The organism is Dyella ginsengisoli LA-4 (assembly GCF_000334915.1).
Lineage (GTDB): Bacteria > Pseudomonadota > Gammaproteobacteria > Xanthomonadales > Rhodanobacteraceae > Dyella_A > Dyella_A ginsengisoli_A.
Map to the genome: position 1 here is coordinate 1 of NZ_AMSF01000071.1, position 16,589 is coordinate 16,589.

The following is a 16,589-nucleotide window of genomic DNA, read 5'->3' on the forward strand; positions in this document are numbered from 1 at the left end:
GTGACCGCCCCCGCCCCCGCCCCCGCCGGCCCGGCCCTGCGCGCCGAAGGCATCGCCAAGGCGTTCGTCTCCGGCAAGGTGCGCACCCAGGTGCTGGACGGCCTCTCGCTGTCGATCGAGGCCGGCGAGCTGACCCTGATCTCCGGACCGTCCGGCTGCGGCAAGAGCACGCTGCTGGCGATCCTCAGCGGCCTGCAGAAGGTCGACGCCGGACGCGTGATCGCGCTGGGCAGCGAGCTGGGCGGGCTGGACAGCCGCGCGCTGGAGCGCTTCCGCCTGCTGCACACCGGCTTCGTGTTCCAGGGCTTCAACCTGTTTCCCGCGCTCACCGCGCTGGAGCAGGTGGAACTGCCGCTGCACTACCTGGGCCTGTCCAGCCGCCAGGCGCGCGAGCGTGCCACCCAGTCGCTGGACGAGGTCGGCATGACCCCGCGCATGCACCTGCGCCCCAGCGAGCTGTCCGGCGGCGAGAAGCAGCGCGTGGCGATCGCCCGCGCGCTGGCCAAGCAGCCCGAACTGCTGTTCGCCGACGAACCGACCAGCGCGCTGGACGCCGCCAACGGCCAGACCATCATCGACATCCTCCACCGGATCGCCCGCACCCACGGCACCACCGTGCTGTGCGTGAGCCATGATCCCCGCCTGATCCGTCACGCCGACCGCGTGCTGTCGATGGAGGATGGCCGCATCCTCAGCGATCGACGCCCTGCACCGCCGGCCGCGACGCCCGAAGGAACCGCGCCATGAAACCGCTGCGCCTCACCCTGCTCGTCCCCCTGTTGCTGGCAGCTGCCGGCTGCTCGCACGAGACCCCACCGGCGCCCGCCAGCGTCGCCCCCACCTATGCCGCCGTCGCCCGTGGCCGCATCGACGTCGAGGGCGGCCTGCTCAAGCTCGACGTGGCGCGCGAAGGCACGCTGTCCGCGGTCGACGTGCACGAGGGCGACCGCGTGACCAGGGGCCAGGTACTGGCCACGCTGGATCCTGAGCCGGCCCGCCTGCAGCTGGAGGCGGCCGAGGCGGCACTGGCGCAGGCGAAGGCCCAGCGCGAGCTGATCGACGGCAAGCTGAAGACCAGCCAGGTCCAGGCCAAACGCCTGGCCGAGGCGGCCCGGGCCGGCGCCGGCGATGGCCAGAGCGCCGATGCCGCCGCCGCCGCCGTGCAGTCGCTGGTGGCCGAGCGCGCGGGCGCCGACGCGGCGGTGGCGATGGCCACCCAGAAGCGCGACGCGGCCCGCTACGAGCTGGGCCTGCGGACCCTGCGCGCGCCGCTGGCGGCCCAGGTGGTCAAGGTCACCGCGCAGTCCGGCGCCAGCGTCTCGCCCGCCTCGGGCGCCCTGTTCACCCTGCTGCCGCTGACCCCGCCGATCGTGCGGGCGGAGCTGAGCGAGTCCTACGTGGATGCGGTGAAGGTCGGCATGGCGGCCACCGTCAGTACCGACGGCAGCGGGGCGGACCGCAGCTGGCCGGCCCACGTGCTGCGGATCGGCCGCGTGGTCGGCCCCTCGACGCTGGAGGACGACCCGCAGCAGCGCGCCAATCTGCGCACCGTGAACTGCGTCCTGGCCTTCGACCAGCCGCCACCGGACGATGTGCGGGTGGGCCAGCGGGTGCTGGTCCGTTTCGGCAAACCGTCCAACCCCGCGAAAGTCCACTGAAAAGCGCACCCGGCAGGCTGTCAGCCCATGCGCAGGAATACCCCGTGATCCGACCCACCGATTTTCTCCTCGAAGGCGACCGCCGCGGCGTGCTGCTGATCCACGGCCTGACCGGCACGCCGATGGAGATGCGCCTGCTCGCCAAGGGCCTGAACAACGCCGGCTTCACCGTCTACGGCATGCAGCTGGCCGGCCACTGCGGCGACATCGACGACCTGCTCGCCACCGGCTGGCGGGACTGGTACGCCAGTGTCGAGGCCGCCGCCGACAAACTGCTGGAACGGGTCGACCACCTGTTCGTCGGCGGCCTGTCGATGGGCGCCCTGCTCTCGCTCAAGCTCGCCGCCGAACGGCCGCAGCAGGTCGCCGGCGTCGGCGTTTACGGCGCCACCTTCCGCTACGACGGCTGGAGCATCCCGTGGACGGCGAAACTGTCGTTCCTGCTGCCGCTGGTGAAGAAGCTCGGCATCGGCCGCGGCCGGATGTTCGAGGAGCAGCACCCCTACGGCCTGCGCGACGAGCGCCTGCGCAACCAGGTCGCCGCGGCGATGCGCTCGGGCGACAGCACCGTGGCCGGCCTGCTCGGCAACCCCTGGCACTCGCTGGCCGACCTGTACCAGCTGTCCAACCACGTGCGCGGCCTGCTGCCGAAGGTGACCTCGCCCTGCCTGGTCGCCCATGCCAGCGAGGACGACGTGGCCAGCGTGCGCAACGCCGAGACGGTGGTGCGCGGCGTGAACGCGCCGACCGAGCTGCTGCTGCTGGATGACAGCTACCACATGATCACCATCGACAAGGAGCGCCGCACGCTGATCGAGCGGTCCGCGCGCTTCTTCGACGCCATCGTGGCCGGCCGCGACGCCGTCGCGGCGGCGGCCTGAGGCCGGCCGTGCCGCTGCTCACCGTCGCACTCTGGCTGGCCAACGTGGTGCTGGATACCGGCGGCCAGCTCGCCTTCAAGGCGGCCGCTGGCGATCCGGAGGCAGGCGACGGCCTGGCCCGCTGGAAGTACATGGCCTCGCGCCCCTGGCTGTGGCTGGGCGTGGGCTGCTACGTGTTCGAGTTCCTGGTGTGGATCGCCTTCCTCTCGCTGGTGCCGCTGTCCGAAGGCGTGCTGCTGGGGTCGATCAACATCGTGGCGATCATGGTCGCCGGGCGCTTCCTGTTCGGCGAGAAGCTCACCCGCCTGCGCGTGGCCGGCATTCTGCTGGTGAGCGCCGGCGTGGCGATCGTGGGAGTCGGCGCATGAAGCGCTTCTACCTGATCGGCTTCGCCCTGCTGATGACGTTCGACACGCTCACGCAGATCTCCTTCAAGATGGCCGGCAACCATGCACTGCCGGTCGAGGCCAGCGTGGCCTGGCTGTGGCGGCTGTTCGGCGAGCCGTGGGTGTACGGCGCGGTGCTCGGCTACCTCGGCGCCTTCTTCACCTGGATGAGCCTGCTCAAGCACGCACCGATCGGGCCGGCCTTCGCCGCCTCGCACCTGGAGGTGGTCAGCGTGATGCTGCTGTCGGTGTGGCTGTTCCACGAGCCGCTCACGGCGACCAAGCTGATCGGCGCGACGGCGATCATCGCCGGCATCGTCTGCCTGGGCCTGGCCGAACGCGAGGAAGCGCCGCCCGACGCGGCGTGACCGCCATGCCCAGCCGGCTGCGCGAGATCCCCCCCACCGCCGGCCTGCCCCTGCAGGCCGCCGACCTGCTGCCGCGGGGCGACGCGCTCGCCGGGCGTCTGGCTGAGCAACTGGGAACGCCGCCGCTGCAGCTGGAATGCTCCGGCACCGCTTCCCTGCTGATTGCCTTGGCGACACTGCGCGAACGCGCGCCTGGCCGCGACGTGGTCGTGGTACCCGCGTTCACCTGTCCACTGGTGGCCATTGCCGTGCACCGGCTGGGCCTGACCCTGCGTCTGTGCGACACCCGTCCGGACCACTGGGACATGGACCGCCGCGCGCTCGCCGAGCTTTGCGACGAGCGTACGCTGGCGATCGTCCCGACGCATCTCGCCGGCCTGGTCGCCGATCTCGATGCGCCCCTGGCGGTCGCCCGGGAACACGGCGCCTTCGTCATCGAGGATGCCGCGCAGGCGCTGGGTGCGCGCGACGGCGGCCACAGCGTGGGGTTGCGCGGCGACGTCGGCTTCTTCAGCCTCGCCGCGGGCAAGGGCCTGTCGATCTACGAGGGCGGCCTGCTGGTGACGCGCGACGACGACCTGCGCCACGCCCTGTACGCCACCGCCGCACGCGACGTGCCGGCCAGGCCCGGCTGGGAGCTGCGGCGCAGCCTGGAGCTGCTCGGCCTGGCCGCGTTGTACCACCCACTCGGGCTGCGGCTGGCCTACGGCATGCCGCTGCGCCGCGCGCTGCACGAGGGCGATCCGGTCGCCGCGGTCGGCGACGACTTCCCGCCCGACATTCCGTTCCATCGCGTCGGACGCTGGCGCCGCGGCGTCGGCACGCGCGCCGCGACCCGGCTGCCGGCCTTCCTCGCCGCCAACCGCGAGCGGGCGCTGGCGCGGGTTGCACGGCTGCGCGCGCTGCCCGGCGTGACCGTGTTCGGGGAAGCCCCACACACCACCGGCAGCTGGCCGTTCCTGATGCTGTTGATGCCCGACGCGCAGCGGGCCCGCGCGGCGCTGGCCGCGCTGTGGACCTCCGGCCTCGGCGTCAGCCGGCTGTTCGTGCACGCCCTGCCCGACTACGTCTACCTCGCCGACCGCGTGCCGCACACGCCGACGCCGAACGCCACCGACTTCGCCGCACGGGCGATCACCATCAGCAACAGCCACTGGATGGACGAGGCCTCGTTCGAGCACATCGTCGCGGTGCTCGCTCCCATGCTCGACTGAATGCCCCGGCATCCGTAAGCCCGGCCTAAGCCGGCGATAAGCCCGATCTAAGTGCGATCCCCGAGGCTGGCGCAGCCACCCCGCGACCTATCGCGGCGAGGTGGCCACGTTGTCCACACGAGGAGTCCACCATGCGCAAACTCGCCGTTCTCGCCGCCAGCCTTGCCCTGTGCAGTGCCGCCTTCGCCGCCGCCACGAAGCCTGCACCGAAGATCGACATCGCCACCGCACGAACCATCGCGCTGCACGCCGTCCCCGGGAAGATCATCAAGGAAGAACTGGAAACCGAGCGCGGTGGCAGCGGCCTGCGCTACTCGTTCGACATCCGCGCCAAAGGCGTCGTTCACGAAGTGGGCGTCGACGCCCGCGACGGCAAGGTGCTGGAGAACAGCATCGACGACGGCAAGGACTGAGCCTTCCGCCGATATCAGGGCGCCGCGGCGCCCGCGATCGCGCGCAGCAGCTCCACGTTCAGTGCGTGCTGCTGCGCCTGCCAGCCGGCCAGCTCCCGCGCATCCACCACGGGCTGGTCGTCGATCGCGGCCAGCCGCCGCTTCCACCAGCTCTTGTAGCGGTAGGCGGAGATCTCGCCGGTGATGTCGCTGCCGACCAGACCGCCGGCACGCAGGCTGTCGATCACGGCGATGGCGTGGGCCAGCTGGAAGTGCCCCTGGTCCCAGTTGGTACGGGCCACGTCGGCGGCGAACACGTCCTTGTCGATCGACAGGTAGGCCGGCTGTGGCGCGACGAGCTGTTCATCGGCGAAGGCCCGGACCAGCGCGTCGGCATCGTCGAAGGCATGGAACGCGTGGGCCAGCCCGGCACGCGCCGCCCAGCCCACGTCCACGCCCACGCTCCAGTAGCTCAGCCGCCCCTCGCGCAGCGGCGTGCGGTAGTTTTCCCACGCATGGCCGGCGCCGATGTCGGACGAGCCGATGCCGACCACGTGCACGTGGCTCACCGTCGGCAGCATCGCCACCCGACGCACCCAGGAGCCGCAGTGCACGCCGAACGGGTAACGCATGTTGTCCGGGTGATTGTCCAGCACCACCACCTGGAACGGCGCAGCGGCGCGGACACGCTCGACCAGCGGCCAGGTCAGGTGGTGGAAATCGCCGCTGCCCAGCATCACCGTGCCGTGGGCGACCGGCAGGGTGTCGTCGAGCACGCCGCGGAAACGCTCCATGGTGCGCAACGAGCAACCGAAGCGCAGTGACTCCTGCCAGTGCTCCAGCGGGATCACCAGGCGCTGCGGCAGCGGCCCGACGGAGCGGTCGATATCGAGGACGATGGGGCGGGTCATGCCGGGTCGATGGCCTGGGCCGGCTGCACCGGCTCGCTTTCGAAGTGGTGGGCGATGCGGCGGAACAGCGCGCGCAGCAGCGGGTTGCGCACGTAGACGGCGTGCCGGGTGATGCAGAAGCGCGCGCCGAGCTGGCGCTTGACCGCGGTGTCGGTCCAGCCGGCCACGTAATGGCTCAGGCCGCGACGGCGCGCGTACTCGAGGTTTTCCATCCAGCTGACGAAGTACAGGTTGTGCTCGCGCGCGGCCGGATAGGCCAGCCCGATGTACTTGTCCACCAGTTTGCCGGCGTACTCGTAGCAGAGGTTCCAGCCGATCAGCTCGTCGCCGGCGAAATAGGTGAACACCAGCCCGCCGCTGCCCGCGTCGCAAAGCAGCGCGCGCAGGTAGTCGGCCGACAGGTGGTCGAAGTGGATCTCGCTCTGCGCGTAGACGTTCTCGTAGAGGGCGATGAATCGCTCCATCACGGTGTCGATCGCGAAGGCCGCGTCGCCGGTGCGCCAGGTTTCGATGCGCAGGTCCGCGCGCGAGCGCAGCTTGCGTTTCATCTCCTTGCGCCGGCTGCGCGAGAGGCGCGCGAGATAATCCTCCTCACTGTCGAAATCGATCGGCACCCAGGCCAGCGCCATCCCCTCGAGCAGCACACAGCCCTCCGCCTCCAGCGCACGCGCCAGCGCGGCCGAGCGCAGGTTGTCGGCCACGTCCAGCAGCGGCGATTCCGGAGCGATGTCCTTCACCACCATCAACGCACAGTCGCGGCCGTAGCCGGACACCAGCTCGCCCGCCAGCGCCTCGGGCTCGGCGCCACGCGGCAACGGTGCGAACTCGGTGGCGGTGCAGCCGACGAAGCGGGTGCGCCAGCGCAGCAGGCGACCCCAGCGGGCATAGCCCGGCAGGGCCATCACCCGCTGGCGCAACGCATCGTCCGCCGTGGTCAGCAGGTCGAACGGCGCCACGAAGGTGGGCATGCCCGACGGCGTGGTGGCGGCCACGAAGCCATCCGGCGGATGGGCGAGGAACTGCCGCAGCAGGCTCTCCGGCTCCAGTTGGGCGAGATAGCTCATGGGCGTCGAGACGGCGCGCTGCCTCGCCTCAGGCGGCGCGCACCGCCAGCACGGCGTTCAGACCGCCGAAGGCAAAGGAGTTGCTGAGCGCCGCGCGCACCTTGAGTTCGCGTGGCTGGTTGGGCACGTAGTCCAGGTCGCAGGCCGGATCGGCCACGTCCAGGTTGGCGGTCGGCGGCACCACGCCGTCGCGCATCGCGCCCAGCACGGCGACCAGTTCCAGCGCGCCGGAAGCACCCAGCGCGTGGCCATGCATCGACTTGGTCGAGGACACCGCCAGCTTCGGCGCATGGGCGCCGAACACCGCGTGGATCGCCCGCGTCTCGGTCGGATCGTTGGCCGGCGTGCCGGTGCCGTGGGCGTTGATGTAGTCGATGTCTTCGGGTGCCAGGCCCGCGTCGGCCAGTGCCTGCGCCATGGCCGAGCCGCTGCCGGCCGGATCGGGCGCCACGATGTCGCCGGCGTCGGCACTCATGCCCACACCGGCCAGCACGCCGAGGATGTTCGCGCCACGCGCCCGCGCATGGGCCATCGACTCGAGCACGAACACTCCGGCGCCCTCACCCAGCACCAGGCCGCGACGGTTGCCGCTGAACGGACGGCAGGTGTCGTCGGCCAGCACGCGCATGGCCTCCCACGCGCGCAGGGCGCCATAGCTGAGGCAGGCTTCGGTGCCGCCGGCGACGGCGACGTCGATCAGGCCGGCGCGGATCATCAGCGCGGCCTGGGCGATGGCGTGATTGGTCGACGCACAGGCGCTGGCCACCGCGAACGACGGTCCGCGCAGGCCGTGCGCCATGCTGATCTGGCTGGCCGGCGCGTTGATCATCAACCGCACGATGGTCAGCGGATGCAGGCGCGTGGCGTTTTCCGCGTAGAGCCGGCGGCTCTGCTCGTCCTGGGTGGTCTCGCCGCCCACGCCGGTGCCGATCACCACGCCGGTGCGGCCACCGAGGCCGCCGGCGGCAAAGTCCAGACCGGACTGGGCCACCGCCTCGTTCGCCGCGTACAGCGCGAACTGCGAGGCGCGGTCGAGCATCGGCAGCGCCCGCTCGCCGAAATGCGCGGCCGGATCGAAGCTCTCCGGCACCTGCGCGGCGATGCGCACGCGCAGGTCGGCGGCGCGCTCGTGGCGCAGCGGGCGGATACCGCTGCGTCCCTCGCGCAATCCGCTCCACAGGGCCTCGGCACCCTCGCCGAAGGCGCTGATCGCGCCCATGCCGGTGATGGCGATGGCGCGGTTGTCGACTTCGGTCACTGCGCGCCGCCTTCCCCGCCGGCCGCCTGGGCGGCCACCACGGCATCGATCAGGTGCTGCACCGTGTCGGTGTCGAAGTTGGTGCCCTGGTCGGGGAAGTGGATGTCGAAGTGCTCCTCGATGTCGAAGATCACCTCGATCGCATCCAGCGACGCCACGCCAAGATCCTTCAGCGTGGATTCGTTGCGGATGGTGGCCACGTCGATCTTCGCCTGCTTGGCGATGATCGCGAACACCTGGTCGCGGATGGCGTCGATGGATTGCGGCTCGGTCATGTCGAAAACGTCCCTGGTGTGGAGTTACATCGAACGCTTCGCCTTGGTGATCAACTGGTCCAGCAACGCGATGGCCAGGTCGATCTCCTCGTGGGTGATTTCCAGCGAGGGGGCGAAGGTGATGACGTTCTTGTACCAGCCGCCGACGTCGAGCACGAGGCCGATCTTCTTGCCGTTGTGCTCCAGGTCGCCGGCCAGGCCGATGTCGACCATGCGGTCGAGCAGCGCCTTGTTCGGGGTGAAGCCGTCGTCGGTGCAGATCTCGGCGCGCAGCGCCAGGCCCAGGCCGTCGACGTCGCCAATCTCCTTGTGCTTCTTCTGCAGGTCGCGCAGGCCATCGAGGAAATGCGCGCCCTTCTTCGGCACGCTGGTCTCGTAGTCCAGCTCGTAGCCCATCTTGATCACTTCCAGACCCAGCGAGGTGCCCAGCGGGTTGGAGTTGAAGGTGGAGTGGGTGGAACCCGGCGGGAAGATGGTCGGGTTGATCATCTCCTCACGCGCCCACAGGCCGGAGAGCGGGTTCAGGCCGTTGGTCAGCGCCTTGCCGAACACCACCGCATCCGGCACCACGCCGAAGTGCTCGATCGACCACAGCTTGCCGGTGCGCCAGAAGCCCATCTGGATCTCGTCGACCACCATCAGGATGCCGTACTGGTCGAGCACCTTCTTCAGGCCCTGGAAGAAGCCCATCGGCGGGACGACGTAGCCGCCGGTGCCCTGGATCGGCTCGACGTAGAACGCGGCGTACTCGCACTGGCCGGTCTTCGGGTCCCACACGCCGTTGTATTCGGTCTCGAACAGGCGCGCGAACTGGTTCACGCAGTTCTCCGAGTACTCCTCGGCCGTCATGCCCTTCGGGCGGCGGAACGGGTACGGGAACGGCAGGAACATCGCGCGCTCGCCGAAGTGGCCGAAGCGGCGGCGGTAGCGGTAGCTGGAGGTGATCGACGAGGCGCCCAGGGTGCGGCCGTGGTAGCCGCCCTCGAAGGCGAACATCAGGCTCTTGCCGTTCTTGAAGTTGCGCACCAGCTTGAGCGAATCCTCGATCGCCTGCGCGCCGCCCACGTTGAAGTGCACGCGGCCGTCGAGGCCGAACTTCTTCTTGGCGTCCAGCGCGATCGTCTTGGCCAGCTCGATGCGGGTCTGGTGCAGGTACTGGCTGGCCACCTGCGGCAGCAGGTCGATCTGGCTCTTCAGCACGTTGTTCAGGCGCTGGTTGGCGTAACCGAAGTTCACCGCCGAGTACCACATCTGCAGGTCCAGGAACGGCGTGCCTGCGGTGTCGTACATGTAGCTGCCGTTGCAGGTGCGGAAGATCTTCGGCGGGTCCACGTAGTGCACGGTGTCGCCGAAGGAGCTGTACTTCGCCTCGTCGGCGAGCAGCTGCGCGTCGTCGATCACCAGGCTGGCGTTCTTGTCGAAAGCGTTCATCGGATATCCGGAGGAAAGGGGATCAGGGGGTAACCGCGGCAGCCGGCGTCGCCTCGGCGAGCAGGCTGCCGTCGAGCAGGCGGGGCAGGAAATCGAGCGCGTCCTCGAAGCCGGTGATCGGCACGTAGGCAATGCCGGCGGCGCGGCAGTGCTCGATGAGGCGGTGCTTGGCGAACACGAAGTCGACCCGGTCGGCGGCGCAGAAATCCGAGGCGCCGTCGCCGATCAGCAAGGTGCGGGTGGCGCCGGAAGCGCGGGCCTGCTCGACGCAGGCGCACTTGCAGGTGCCGCTGCGGCAACCCTCGGCCTGGAACGGCGAGGTGAGCTGCCAGCGCTGCGGCGGCGTGCCCGGCGCCAGGTGGTTGGCGGCCAGCGGCAGGTCGTCGAGGCCGTAGCGGCCGAGAATGCGATGGATCGCATAGTCCAGGCCGTCGCTGACCACGCGGATCGGCACGCCCAGCTCGCGCGCCTTGGCCACGAAGCCGGGGAAGGCGTGATCGATCCACAGCGTGGCGAGGTGGGTATCGAGCTGCTCGCGGCTCATGTCGAGCAGGGCGACCTGCCCGCTCATGCATTCGCGCGAGCCGATGCGACCGGCGCGCCAGTCCTGCTCCAGCGCCTCCCAGCCGGGACGGCCGTAGCGGTCGAGCAGCGAGTCGATCACGTCCTCGACGGAAATGGTGCCGTCGAAGTCACACAGGATGGTCCAACCGGAAACAGGCACAGGCGTCTTCACGTTCGTAGGCATGGTGAAAGGCTAGGCAGGCAGTCTTTCCCCGTCCTTTCCCTTTCTTGCGATGGCCCGGATGTCATCGCTGGCACGCCTCGCGCGTTGACCGGAAAACCGGATCCCTGCCCGAAACCCCACGACGCCCATGCCATCGAGCGCCCGACTCCTCCTGTCCATCTCCCTGACACTCGCGATGCTTCCGCTTGCCGCCAGGGCCAGCGAGAGTACCGTGGTTGCGGTCGGCGTGGGAATGCAGCGCATGCCCGCCTGGCCCGGTTCGCGGCACCAGCGCGAGGATCCGGTGCCCTACATCGACGTCGAACTGCCCGGGATCGGCAGCCTGTCCACGCTGGACGGGCTGGAGGTGGAGCTGCTGCACGGCCCCGCGCTGCGCGGCGGCTTCTACGGCAGCTACCAGTGGGGCCGCGAACGCACCGACCTGGGCCCGCTCGGCGGCAAGATCCCCAGCCTGGCGCCCCGCCTGAATGCCGGCGGCTACCTCGAGTGGCAGCTGAACAAATCCGTGGATGTGGGGACCAACCTCAGCCACGACACCGCCGGCGCCGGCGCCTACCTCAACCTGTACGCCGACACCGACCTGCCGTCGATCGGCCCGCTGGAGCAGGCGGCGAGCATGCGCTGGTCGCTGATGAACGGCGCCGCGATGAACCGTTTCTTCGGCATCGGGCCGGCCTCCGCCAGCGCGCTCGGCGTCCGCCCCTGGCGCCCCGGCGGTGGCAGCGAAATGGCCTCGCTGGAGTACGACCTGTACCTGCCGACCAGCAAGCACACCGGCCTGGCGCTCTCGGTGGTCTACGGACGCCTGCTCGGCGGCGCGGCAAACAGCCCGCTGGTCAGCCGCTTCGGGTCAGCCACGCAGTGGACGCAATCGCTGGCCTTCATCTACCACCCGTGACGGCGGTGGCACCGCCACCACCAGCAACGCGACCAGCAGATGCACGCCGGCAATCAGCCACCGGCTGCCGGCCAGATCGACCGTGTCCGCCGGCAACAGCGGATCGAGCACGCCGTTGGCCAGGTTCCAGCCCCAGTGCAGGCCGACCGCGGCCCACAGCGTGCCGGCACGGCACAGCGCGGTGGCGTAGGCGACGCCCATGCAGAAGATCATCAGCCATTCGTTCGGTCCCCGCTCCAGCCGGTACAGGTGGTTGAGCACGAAATAGCCGGCCGAAAACGCGACGAAGACGAACCCGCGGTACCAGGCGATGCCCGCCGCGCGGTACCAGAAGCCGCGCGACAGGATGTCCTCGGCGAGCGACGGCACGAACGTGGACAGGGCCAGCATCGGCAGGGCGGCGAGCAGCGCATGGAAACCGGCCGCGGACAGCGCCGGTCCGGTCGGCGCATAGATGCCGAGCCGCTCGCCGACCAGGATCGCCAGCGCATTGGCGATCAGCGCCACCAGCAGCCCGAATGCCAGCCATGCCAGCGACGAGGAGCGCCGGTCCAGCGCATAGGCGCCGTAACCGCGCCAGCCCAGCCAGCGCGACAGCGGCCAGGCCGCCAGCACGCAGGCGATCATCAGCGTCGCCTGCAGCGGAAAACTGTGCAGCAACCGCTGGCCGATCCCCTCGGCCGACTGGTACAGCACGAACAACACCGCGAACGCGATGACGGCCCGCCCCCGCGGTGCCTTCCTGTTCCCCATGGATGCCCCTTTCCCCTCGTAGGACGCGGCTCCCGCCGCCCGCGATCAGCGGTCGTCGCGCGTCCAGATGAAGCCGTCCTCCTCGCGCACCGGGAAGGTGGCGACCGGCTCGTAGGCCGGCGGGCAGGTCACCGCGCCGGTACGCAGGTCGAAGCGCGCGCCGTGGCGCACGCACTCGACCTCGAAACCGTGCACCTCGCCTCCGGCCAGCTCGGCGCCGTCGTGGGTGCACACGTCCTCGATGGCGTAGAGGTCGCCGTCGATGTTGTAGACCGCGATCGCGGTGTCGCCGTCCCAGGCGATGCGGAACTCGCCGGGGAGGATCTCGCTGCGGGTGCCCACCTTCACCCAGCCCGCCGGGCCGCTCATGCGGCCACCCCGGCCAGCGGCTTTTCCAGCACCTCGAAACGCAGGTCGTCGCGACGCGGGATGCCGAAGCGCTCGTCGCCGTACGGGAACGGCTTGCTCTGCCCGGTGCGCACGTAGCCGCGGCGCTCGTAGAAGGCGATCAGCTCCTCGCGCTGCACGATCACCGTCATGCGCATGCGGTCCACGCCCCAGCGCTCGCGCGCCACGCGCTCGGCCTCGGCGATCACCTGCTTGCCGATGCCGCCGGTCTGCCGCGTGGGATCGACCGCGAACATGCCGAAGTAGGCCGCGCCGTCCTGCTTCTCCAGATGGCAGCACGACACCAGCACGCCATCGAGCTCGGCCAGCAGCACCAGGCTGTCCGCACGGGCGATCGCCTCGCCGACGTCCTGCGCGTCGGTGCGCTGGCCATCGAGCAGGTTCGATTCGGTGGTCCAGCCACGCCGGCCGGACTCGCCGCGATAGGCCGATTCGACCAGGGCCACCACGGCCGGGATGTCTGCCGCGGTGGCGGCACGAAAGGTGGGGACGGGAGAAGAGCGCATGATCATCCGCCGATCATAATCCGGCCCTGTCCCCCGCCGCATGCTGCGATGCGACCGGCGGCAAGACGAGGCGTGCGACGCCGATCGAAGAGACGTGCGACGCCTTCTCCAACAACGCGCGGCAGGTGTCGCCGGGGAGGCTGCCCCGCTTGTGGTCGTCCTGCGCGATTGCGCAAGGCCCGCGGGGTACCACAGCGCGATGCTGGGGGCACCCCGCCGTGGCGATGGCGCGCTACGCCGCGTGCACGGGCCGCGGCGTAGCGGTGACGAGCCCTGCTCAGGCCTCGCCCGGTGCGACCTTCATCGTCGCCGGGGCCAGCCGCGGGTGACGACACAGGTTGAACCCGCGGGAAAGCACTTCGCGACCATCGGCATAGACCATGCGCAGGTCGTAGCGGCATTGGCGCGGGCCGTCCAGCGCCAGGCCCAGTTGCCGCCCCGGATACACCGGATGCCCGGCCAGCGGCAGGCGGCTCCAGGCCGAGGAACCGGCGGAGGCGGCTTCCACCGCCACGATCGGCGTGGATGCGGCATTGACCACGCGCAGGTACTGGGTGGCAGCGACCGGCGCGGCAAACGGCACGGCGAACAGCAGGGCGATGAGGGTCTTGGACATGGGGATTCTCCACGACGGGCGCGCACGGCTCCGCGGCGCCGCGTTCACGCGGCACTCGATGCGCAGGGACAGGGGGAGGAACAGCGCCGGCGGCGGAGCGTGCGCCGGCGCGGGTGCCACGGGCCGCAGGACGCGGCCGCGGGCGGGGCGATCAGCTCAGCTTGCGGGCGATCGCGAAGTACACCAGGTTGCCGAGGCCCGTGGCGCCGGCCAGCACGGCGATCATGCCGGGGGTGAGTTCATGCCAGTCGGACTGCTGGATGATGGCGAAGCCGGCGGCCAGCGCGACCAGGATGATGCCCCAGCGCAGCGAGGCGTGGCGGCGACGCACCTCCTCGCCCTGCAGGATCGAACGGATCAGCTCTTCCGAGCCGCCCACGCCGACCATCTTCTGGCGAAAACGGGCGTCGATGACTGACTTGATGGCGTAGGTGATGCACAGGAACAGGACAATGGGGATCAGGTTGCCGTCGATCATGGGGTGCTCCAGCGGTGGTTGGGTGACGGGGCCATAGATACGGGCATCCCGGCGGCGGTTGCAGGCCGGGGCCCGCCCCTGTCGGAAGTCATGCCTGCCGGAAGGGATGCAACCGTCCGGCACATGCACGTATCCCATGCCGGCATGGAAGCTAGCGTGCCATGACCGAAACCCCCGCCGACCCGCGCAGCGACGACCGCGCCCTGGTGCAAGCCGTGCTGGCCAATGCACCGGGGGCGTTTGCACGCCTGGTGCGCGAGTACCAGGGCCTGTGCTGGCACATCATCCAGCGCATGGTGCGCAACCCGGAGGACGCCCGCGAGCTGTGCCAGGACACCTTCCTCAAGGTGCACCAGCACCTGCACCAGTACCGCCACGAGAGCGCGCTGAAGTCCTGGATCGGCCGGGTCGCCTACACCGTCGCCCTGCGCCACCTGGAGCGCAAGCGCATCGCCATCGTCGACAACGTGCTGGGCGAGGACGACGACCTCTCGCTGCTGGACTCCATCGGCGACGGCCGCGACCTGGAGGCGGACTGCGCCGACGAGGAGATGCACGGCCACCTGCAGGCCGCCATCGACACCCTGCCCCCGCTGCCACGCACCGTGCTCACGCTCTACCATCTGGACGAGCTGAGCATTCCCGAGATCGCCCAGGTCACCGGCCTGGCCGCCGGCACCATCAAGAGCCACCTGTTCCGCACGCGCCTGAAACTGCGCGAGACGCTGGAAACCCGGTTGGGAGTTCCGTCATGAGCAAGCATCGCGACATCGATTTCTTCGAACGGCCCGCCGCCGCCCGCGAGTGGCAGGCGCAGGAAACAGCGCTGCAGGCCGCCCGCGAGGGCCGCGCCCCCGCCAGCGCGCGCGAAGCGGCCTATCGCCGGATCGACGCGGCCATCCGCGCCGACGACGCCGTCGGCCTGGACGCCGACTTCGCCGAGCGGCTCGCAGCCAAGGCCGGCCCTGTGCCGAGCAGCGCCACCGCGCCGGAAGCCGGATTCGAGAAACAACTCACCCGCCTACTGCTGGCCGCCCTCGTGCTCTCCGGCCTCGGCGTCGCCCTGATCGAAGGCGGCAGCTGGTTCCATGCCGATCCCGCCGCCTGGTCGGTAGCGGGCAATCCGTGGGTGATCGCACTGCTGGCCTGCCTGGGCGCGTCGCAGGGCGCGGAGTGGTTGCGGCGGCGACTGGGCTGATCGAAGCGTCCGTTCCGCGTCGCCGACTTTTCAGGACTACCCGCCCCGGCCTTCACCCGGCGAATGGCCGTCTCCCATCACAGCCGCCTTGCAGCCAAACCAACCCTGCCCGTCCAGGCCGTCGACCACGATCGTGGTGGAAGCCGCCGCCCCAGCCGACGGCGCCTGCAGGACTTCGCTCAGGCCATGGCGGCCCTGGCCGCTTCGGTCAACCATTGCATGGCACCGCGATAAGGGCCGGGGCCGTGGCTGATGCGGGCCACGCCGAGTTCGGCCAGGTGCGCGCGGCCCGGCACGCCGGGCATCACCATGATGTTGAGCGGCAACGGCGAGGCGTCGGCCAGGCGCGCGATCAGCGATTCGGCAATCACCCCAGGCACGAACAGGCCGCTGGCCCCGGCGTCGGCGTAGAGGCGGGCGCGCCGCAGCGCCTCTTCCACCATGCCCATGTCGTGCGCTTCGGCCGGCTTCTGGAAAAACACGTCGGTACGCGCGTTGATGAACAGCGGCACGCCGGCCGTGTCCGCCGCCTGGCGCGCGGCAGACAGACGCACGACCTGGTCGGCCGCGTCGCGCAGGCTGCCGTCGGCCGGAAAGCTGTCCTCCAGGTTGCAACCGACGGCGCCGGCCTCGAGCGCGGCGGCCACGGTGGCGGCGACATGCGCCGGCGTCTCGCCATAGCCGCTTTCCAGGTCGATGGTCACCGGCTGGGTGACCGCGGCAACGATGCGGCGCAGGTTGTCCAGTGCGAACGGAAACGGCATCTGCTCGCCATCCGCGAAACCGTTGGCGGCGGCCACCGACCAGCTGCCGGTGGCGACCGCGCCGGCACCGGCCTCGGCCACGGCTCGCGTGCTGCCTGCATCCCAGGCGTTGAACAGCACCAGCGGCTGGCCGCGCACGTGCAAGGCGTGGAACAGCCGGGCCTTCTCGTTCTGTGTGGTCACATCCAACTCCAGCGGGTTATCCAGAAAAGTATTCGGAACGGACGGCGACACACGGTGCCGCCGTCGCGGCCACCATCGGCTCAGGCTTGCTGCGCAGCCTGCGCGGAGGCGTAGGCCTCCTTCGACGTCCCCCCGCTTTGAGTAGCGGGACGGTTTGGAGTCCGGGGTCACTTTAACTGCTTGGCATAGGCGGCGGGTG

Annotated in this window: 22 protein-coding genes; 10 read left to right on the plus strand and 12 right to left on the minus strand. The window is 70.3% G+C overall.

What is annotated here, in order from left to right; translation table 11 throughout:
* The 7 genes from C693_RS0116000 to C693_RS0116030 all read left to right on the plus strand — a co-directional run bounded on the left by C693_RS0116000 (position 1) and on the right by C693_RS0116030 (position 4,920).
* Positions 1-747, plus strand: a complete 747-nt coding sequence (locus tag C693_RS0116000) for an ABC transporter ATP-binding protein (RefSeq protein WP_026107473.1) — start codon at positions 1-3, stop codon at positions 745-747.
* Positions 744-1,658 (plus strand): HlyD family secretion protein, encoded by a 915-nt coding sequence (locus C693_RS0116005; RefSeq protein ID WP_017463289.1) that lies wholly within the window; start codon positions 744-746, stop codon positions 1,656-1,658. Before C693_RS0116000 ends, C693_RS0116005 begins: the two co-directional genes overlap by 4 nt.
* A gap of 44 nt (positions 1,659-1,702) precedes the next feature.
* Positions 1,703-2,539, plus strand: a complete 837-nt coding sequence (locus C693_RS0116010; RefSeq protein ID WP_017463290.1) for an alpha/beta hydrolase — start codon at positions 1,703-1,705, stop codon at positions 2,537-2,539.
* A gap of 8 nt (positions 2,540-2,547) precedes the next feature.
* Entirely contained in the window at positions 2,548-2,907 is a 360-nt protein-coding gene (locus tag C693_RS0116015) for an EamA family transporter (RefSeq protein ID WP_017463291.1), read from the plus strand.
* Complete coding sequence (locus tag C693_RS0116020; RefSeq protein ID WP_017463292.1) at positions 2,904-3,293, plus strand: DMT family transporter; 390 nt, start codon at positions 2,904-2,906, stop codon at positions 3,291-3,293. The genes C693_RS0116015 and C693_RS0116020 overlap by 4 nt, the downstream gene beginning before the upstream one ends.
* Positions 3,294-3,298: 5 nt before the next feature.
* Entirely contained in the window at positions 3,299-4,507 is a 1,209-nt protein-coding gene (locus tag C693_RS0116025; protein ID WP_017463293.1) for a DegT/DnrJ/EryC1/StrS family aminotransferase, read from the plus strand.
* Between the two features lie 131 nt (positions 4,508-4,638).
* Positions 4,639-4,920 (plus strand): PepSY domain-containing protein, encoded by a 282-nt coding sequence (locus tag C693_RS0116030; RefSeq protein ID WP_017463294.1) that lies wholly within the window; start codon positions 4,639-4,641, stop codon positions 4,918-4,920.
* Positions 4,921-4,934: 14 nt separating this feature from the next.
* Here the strand turns inward: C693_RS0116030 and C693_RS0116035 are convergent, their stop codons facing one another.
* Genes C693_RS0116035 through C693_RS0116060 form a run of 6 tightly spaced genes read right to left on the minus strand, consistent with a single transcriptional unit; the run spans position 4,935 to position 10,586 of the window.
* Positions 4,935-5,810: an arginase family protein gene (locus C693_RS0116035; protein WP_017463295.1), complete on the minus strand. Its 876-nt coding sequence runs from the start codon at positions 5,808-5,810 to the stop codon at positions 4,935-4,937.
* Positions 5,807-6,874 carry a GNAT family N-acetyltransferase gene (locus C693_RS0116040; protein ID WP_017463296.1) on the minus strand — a complete coding sequence of 356 codons (1,068 nt, stop codon included), beginning with the start codon at positions 6,872-6,874 and terminating at the stop codon, positions 5,807-5,809. The genes C693_RS0116035 and C693_RS0116040 overlap by 4 nt, the downstream gene beginning before the upstream one ends.
* 28 nt (positions 6,875-6,902) lie before the next feature.
* Entirely contained in the window at positions 6,903-8,132 is a 1,230-nt protein-coding gene (locus C693_RS0116045) for a beta-ketoacyl-ACP synthase II (protein ID WP_017463297.1), read from the minus strand.
* Positions 8,129-8,407, minus strand: coding sequence for an acyl carrier protein (locus C693_RS0116050; RefSeq protein ID WP_017463298.1), 279 nt, complete (start codon positions 8,405-8,407; stop codon positions 8,129-8,131). Before C693_RS0116050 ends, C693_RS0116045 begins: the two co-directional genes overlap by 4 nt.
* Positions 8,408-8,431: 24 nt before the next feature.
* Positions 8,432-9,838 carry an aspartate aminotransferase family protein gene (locus C693_RS0116055; RefSeq protein ID WP_017463299.1) on the minus strand — a complete coding sequence of 469 codons (1,407 nt, stop codon included), beginning with the start codon at positions 9,836-9,838 and terminating at the stop codon, positions 8,432-8,434.
* Between the two features lie 22 nt (positions 9,839-9,860).
* The gene (locus C693_RS0116060; RefSeq protein ID WP_017463300.1) at positions 9,861-10,586 is read right to left on the minus strand and encodes an MtnX-like HAD-IB family phosphatase; all 726 of its coding nucleotides are present in this window, start codon (positions 10,584-10,586) and stop codon (positions 9,861-9,863) included.
* Between the two features lie 175 nt (positions 10,587-10,761).
* Between C693_RS0116060 and C693_RS0116065 the strand changes: the two genes are divergently transcribed.
* On the plus strand, positions 10,762-11,484 hold the full coding sequence (locus C693_RS0116065) for a MipA/OmpV family protein (protein ID WP_241762687.1): 723 nt from the start codon (positions 10,762-10,764) through the stop codon (positions 11,482-11,484).
* Here the strand turns inward: C693_RS0116065 and C693_RS0116070 are convergent.
* The 5 genes from C693_RS0116070 to C693_RS0116090 all read right to left on the minus strand — a co-directional run bounded on the left by C693_RS0116070 (position 11,437) and on the right by C693_RS0116090 (position 14,245).
* On the minus strand, positions 11,437-12,237 hold the full coding sequence (locus C693_RS0116070; RefSeq protein ID WP_017463302.1) for a CPBP family intramembrane glutamic endopeptidase: 801 nt from the start codon (positions 12,235-12,237) through the stop codon (positions 11,437-11,439). The genes C693_RS0116065 and C693_RS0116070 overlap by 48 nt on opposite strands.
* 45 nt (positions 12,238-12,282) lie before the next feature.
* Positions 12,283-12,606, minus strand: a complete 324-nt coding sequence (locus tag C693_RS0116075; RefSeq protein WP_017463303.1) for a non-heme iron oxygenase ferredoxin subunit — start codon at positions 12,604-12,606, stop codon at positions 12,283-12,285.
* The gene (locus C693_RS0116080) at positions 12,603-13,151 is read right to left on the minus strand and encodes a GNAT family N-acetyltransferase (RefSeq protein WP_026107475.1); all 549 of its coding nucleotides are present in this window, start codon (positions 13,149-13,151) and stop codon (positions 12,603-12,605) included. The genes C693_RS0116075 and C693_RS0116080 overlap by 4 nt, the downstream gene beginning before the upstream one ends.
* Positions 13,152-13,428: 277 nt before the next feature.
* Positions 13,429-13,767, minus strand: coding sequence for a hypothetical protein (locus C693_RS21970; RefSeq protein WP_017463305.1), 339 nt, complete (start codon positions 13,765-13,767; stop codon positions 13,429-13,431).
* 151 nt (positions 13,768-13,918) lie between these two features.
* Positions 13,919-14,245, minus strand: coding sequence for a hypothetical protein (locus C693_RS0116090; protein ID WP_017463306.1), 327 nt, complete (start codon positions 14,243-14,245; stop codon positions 13,919-13,921).
* A 161-nt stretch (positions 14,246-14,406) separates the two neighbouring features.
* Between C693_RS0116090 and C693_RS0116095 the strand changes: the two genes are divergently transcribed.
* Entirely contained in the window at positions 14,407-15,000 is a 594-nt protein-coding gene (locus tag C693_RS0116095; protein WP_017463307.1) for an RNA polymerase sigma factor, read from the plus strand.
* A complete protein-coding gene (locus C693_RS22730) occupies positions 14,997-15,443 on the plus strand; it encodes a hypothetical protein (protein ID WP_017463308.1) in 447 nt (148 codons plus the stop codon). Before C693_RS0116095 ends, C693_RS22730 begins: the two co-directional genes overlap by 4 nt.
* Positions 15,444-15,622: 179 nt before the next feature.
* Here C693_RS22730 and C693_RS0116105 read toward each other — a convergent pair whose 3' ends face one another.
* On the minus strand, positions 15,623-16,390 hold the full coding sequence (locus C693_RS0116105) for an isocitrate lyase/PEP mutase family protein (RefSeq protein ID WP_017463309.1): 768 nt from the start codon (positions 16,388-16,390) through the stop codon (positions 15,623-15,625).
* Positions 16,391-16,589: the final 199 nt, after the last annotated feature.